Annotated in this window: 6 protein-coding genes; all 6 read right to left on the bottom strand. The window is 64.5% G+C overall.

The features are described from left to right. Window positions 1-41: 41 nt before the first annotated feature. Window positions 42-167, bottom strand: a complete 126-nt coding sequence (locus tag M0Q24_RS11420; protein ID WP_295050768.1) for a hypothetical protein — start codon at window positions 165-167, stop codon at window positions 42-44. Between the two features lie 20 nt (window positions 168-187). Then, window positions 188-658: a hypothetical protein gene (locus M0Q24_RS11415; protein WP_295050766.1), complete on the bottom strand. Its 471-nt coding sequence runs from the start codon at window positions 656-658 to the stop codon at window positions 188-190. Window positions 659-747: 89 nt separating this feature from the next. Continuing rightward, window positions 748-1,221 carry a hypothetical protein gene (locus M0Q24_RS11410; protein ID WP_295050764.1) on the bottom strand — a complete coding sequence of 158 codons (474 nt, stop codon included), beginning with the start codon at window positions 1,219-1,221 and terminating at the stop codon, window positions 748-750. A 17-nt stretch (window positions 1,222-1,238) separates the two neighbouring features. Further along, window positions 1,239-1,739, bottom strand: coding sequence for a hypothetical protein (locus tag M0Q24_RS11405; protein ID WP_295050762.1), 501 nt, complete (start codon window positions 1,737-1,739; stop codon window positions 1,239-1,241). A 2-nt stretch (window positions 1,740-1,741) separates the two neighbouring features. After that, on the bottom strand, window positions 1,742-2,197 hold the full coding sequence (locus M0Q24_RS11400) for a hypothetical protein (RefSeq protein ID WP_295050760.1): 456 nt from the start codon (window positions 2,195-2,197) through the stop codon (window positions 1,742-1,744). A gap of 3 nt (window positions 2,198-2,200) precedes the next feature. After that, a partial coding sequence (locus tag M0Q24_RS11395; protein ID WP_295050758.1) for a hypothetical protein occupies window positions 2,201-3,762 on the bottom strand: 1,562 nt, incomplete at its 5' end.

Here is a 3,762-nt window from a genome sequence, read left to right as displayed (position 1 = left end):
CGCGCGACCCATTTGCACCGCATTAGCCATGATTCAAGTCCTCAATGTTTATTCCGCAACGGATCGAACTTTTCCAACCGCTCCGGCTTTTCGGCGAACAGATTATTGATCAGCGCCGTCTGCAACGCCGCACGGTCGAACGCGTCCTCGAGCGTGCCCTCACGCATCCAGACCAATTCACGCAAAGTCAGGTCGCATTGCCCGGGGCTTCCGGCTCCGGTACGTCCACAGAGGCGGCAGACATCCCGCCAGGACCAGCCAACGCCGTCAGCCGCTCCACGATTTCCGCCTCCGCCACGCCGTCGCCGCGCAGCGCCACCTCGGCTTGCAGCATCCGCCGCTGCATTTCGGTCCCGCACCGCAGGGTAAAATTTACCACCGCGTTCGCGGCCGCCTCCTGTGACCGGGCCAGTGCCGGGCCTTCCAGAGCCTCGAAAAATTCGTCCTTCGTCTCGCCGTGCGCCGTCACCCATGAACCGCGCCGCGTGCCCGCGTACGCCAGGTCCAATAACTGCGCCGAATCCATCAGGCACGGCACGAAATGTTCCAGCTTCGCCCGATGCTCGCGGCAAAACGCATGCGCAATCGCCACCGTAATCCGCACGTCGCGCTCGCGGCCGCGCTGATCTGTGAATTTCGTATTCAGTTCGTTGTCCATGGTTCTCTCCGCTTTATCCCGCCTGTGCAGGAAGAATGTTCAAGGATGTTCCCGCGCCCGGGGAATTCCGGGCGCGGGCCTTATCCGACTCAGGAGCCGGCGACGAATTCGCTCGAAGACACGGTGCCGACCGCGGGCACGGCCTTGTTCTTCAGCGTGTATGAAATGGTGGACATGTCGTTCATCGGCTCGCCTTCCGACCCGCCGAACACGCCGCACGTCACCCGCTCGGCGTAACACCCGTCAGTGGCTACCGACCCGCCGCGCACGCGCAAAACGTCGACCGTAGTGTTGGCACGATAAGCCGCGTCCAACGCTGCCAGCGCCGCGTTCGCGTCTTCGTCCTCGGACGGAATCAGGCTGTCGAACTCGGCCGACCAGGCCTTCAGCCCGTCTTCGGTGGCGCTGTAACCGTCGCGCGCGGTCTTCCGCGACGTGCCGTCGATCTCGCCCTTGTCCTTGTTGAACGTAACGTCCTTGGCCAAGTCGATTTCGGTCCACGTCGGCGACTCCGTGGTGTTGGTGTTGATGTACAGGTAATTTTCGAATCCTTTGTTCGGCATCTCTTTCTCCTTTTCCTTTACAGCGAATTACGCCAATATCGCGGAATCGCATGGTCCGCGCGGCGGCGGGCCGGTCCCATGAACGCCCTGGTAATTATCTTTTTCGTCCCGTGCTCCATCAGCGGTCCGGCCGCGCCCTTGGGCCACCGCGCGCCGATCCAAACCGTATGCTTGCCCATGGCATAACCGATCGATCCGCGCAGATTGCCCGTGCGCACGTTCGGCGGCTCGCCCGGGCGACTCGCTTCCCACGCAATCGACTTTTTGAATCGCCCCGCCTCGTCGCGCCGCCGCACGGCGGGAGCCTTGCGCATGCTCCTCTTCGCGTCGGCGCCGATCAACCTGGCCGCCGCCCGCAGGTTTTTGCGCTCCGCCGCATTTATGCGCCGCTTCAACTCCCGCGCGTCGATGCTGTACGCGAAGGAAAACCCGCCGCCGCCGCCGTGTTTGCCGAGGCCGACCACGGATCGCCGCCGCGCCGGGCGTTCCAGGTTCGACATTTTCTTCATCGCGCCCATGGCTATACCCTCCGGTCCATCCGGAAACGGATCGACAGCACGGACACGAACAGGCCGCTTCCCGCGTCCTTGGGGTCGTACACCGGCTCATTCTCTACCGCCTCAACCGGCGCGGAAAACGACGCATCCAGCAACGCCAGATAGATTTCGTCCATCAGCTCCAACATGCTTTCCATCGCGTCGGCGTCTAACTGCCCGTCGGCGGCGTCCACCCGCGCGAACACCCCGACGTCCACCATGTAATCGCACCGCGCGAACCGCCGCGCCGACCGCAAACCGCCGCCCTTGTCGCCATACGTCGCCGCCGCGGGCATGACCATGACCCGCAACGTCTCGCCGTCCTTCGGCGTGTACGCGGACAGGTACGACAGCTCGGCCGTAAACGTCTGTGAAAACGTGCTCGACGCGTTCAGGGCCGCGACCACTTCGTTCGCCAGATCGGTCAAGGGGGACGCCATCGTCTACTCCATTTTCCGGAGCGGTATTTTCCGCATCAGCCGCTCGCGGTCGTATTTCCCCGGCTGCATCACCGTATACGTGCGCCCGTCGTCGGTGCGCACCGCATCATGCAGGCGCGGCTCCACAGCACCCGCGCCGAAATCCAGATCCTCGCCCAATACCGTCAACGACGCGTCGCCGACGGCGATCCGCATCGCCGCCCGGTCGTCGTATTCCGTAACGGCTGGTCCAAGGATACCGGTCAGCGTAACCACCGCATCGCCGCGACTGTACGTCACCGACTGCCCGAAGGCGGCCAGCATGTCGAGGTCCAGCGCATGCATGGTGTCGCCGAACGCCGAACGCGACGGATCGTCCGCCGTATCCGCCGCCGCGAACCACACCGGATCGGTCTGCCCCGGCGCGGCGCATTGCGACGCATTCGAGGAAATCACCCGCGCGAAATACACGCCCGCCGCCAGCGGCACGTCTTCTGATCCGTCGCCGGAAAACGTCACCGTCGCCGCCTCCGGCCACGATCCGTCCGCCGCGCGCACGTACACGACGTTCGTCGTCGCGTCCGTCGCACCCGTCACCGCAATCCGCACCGTGCCGTCGCCCAAATCGGATACGCTCAGGATCGGCTGCGCCGGCACGTCCACCGTGACCACAAGCGACCCCGTGTATTGGGTGCCGTTCGCGCCGTACTGGTAATCCTGCTCGACGTGCGCGGGCGGCGCGTACGCGTATACGCCGTCGGCGTAATTCGTGGTGTGCCCGGTCAGGACGTACTCCGGCGCCGGGTAATCGGGCGGGCGCAGCGTCGCCGTGTCCGACACGCTCCACGCGGATTCGTTGCTGAACGTATCAACGGACCGGGCGCGCACCGCCACCGTGTCGCCGTCGGAAAACATGCCCATCATGGAGATGTGGCGCTCGAAACGGTACCCGGCCCGTTCGGTTTCCGTGCCCGCAAGCGCGCGGTTGAAATGCATCGAATCGCCCGCCGCGACTTCCGCCTGCGCGTTGAAGGGCACCCAGCCGGCGGCGTTGACGTTGATGTCGATCCGCACATACGCGAAATCGGTATCGGTCGGCTCGGCCCAGTCGGCGCGCATGCCCAGCACCGTCGCGCCCGTCGCGACAATCGCCCGGATTTCAGGCACGCCCGGGGGCGTGACGTCGCTTACGTATGTATCGCATTCGACCGACTCAACCGTGGCATACGCCCCCGCGTTCGCGATTTTCACCTCGAACGCGTAATAGGGCATGTCGTCGTTATCCGTGGCCTGAAACGCGGCCAACCCCATGAACGACGACCAATCGCCCAGCGCCAGCGGATTGCTGCCCGAACGATAACGAAGCTCCACCGTGGGGGATTCGGTGGTGGATACCGCGAACGTTGACCGGTCGAACGAATGACCCGCACCGGCGAAACACGTCGTTTCGCCGCTGTCGTGCGGCGCGACCGTGCCGGACGTCTCCCACCCGGCCGCGAAATCGACGAGGTCGCACGACCAATCCGTCGTGTAGAAATCCGTGGAGCCGGCCTGATCCGTGTAATCGATCGCTTTCGCGCCTAACT

The sequence above is a fragment of the Sulfurimonas sp. genome, assembly GCF_023228785.1.
In the GTDB taxonomy this organism is placed as follows: domain Bacteria; phylum Campylobacterota; class Campylobacteria; order Campylobacterales; family Sulfurimonadaceae; genus Sulfurimonas.
This window is presented reverse-complemented; position numbering and strand designations above follow the sequence as displayed.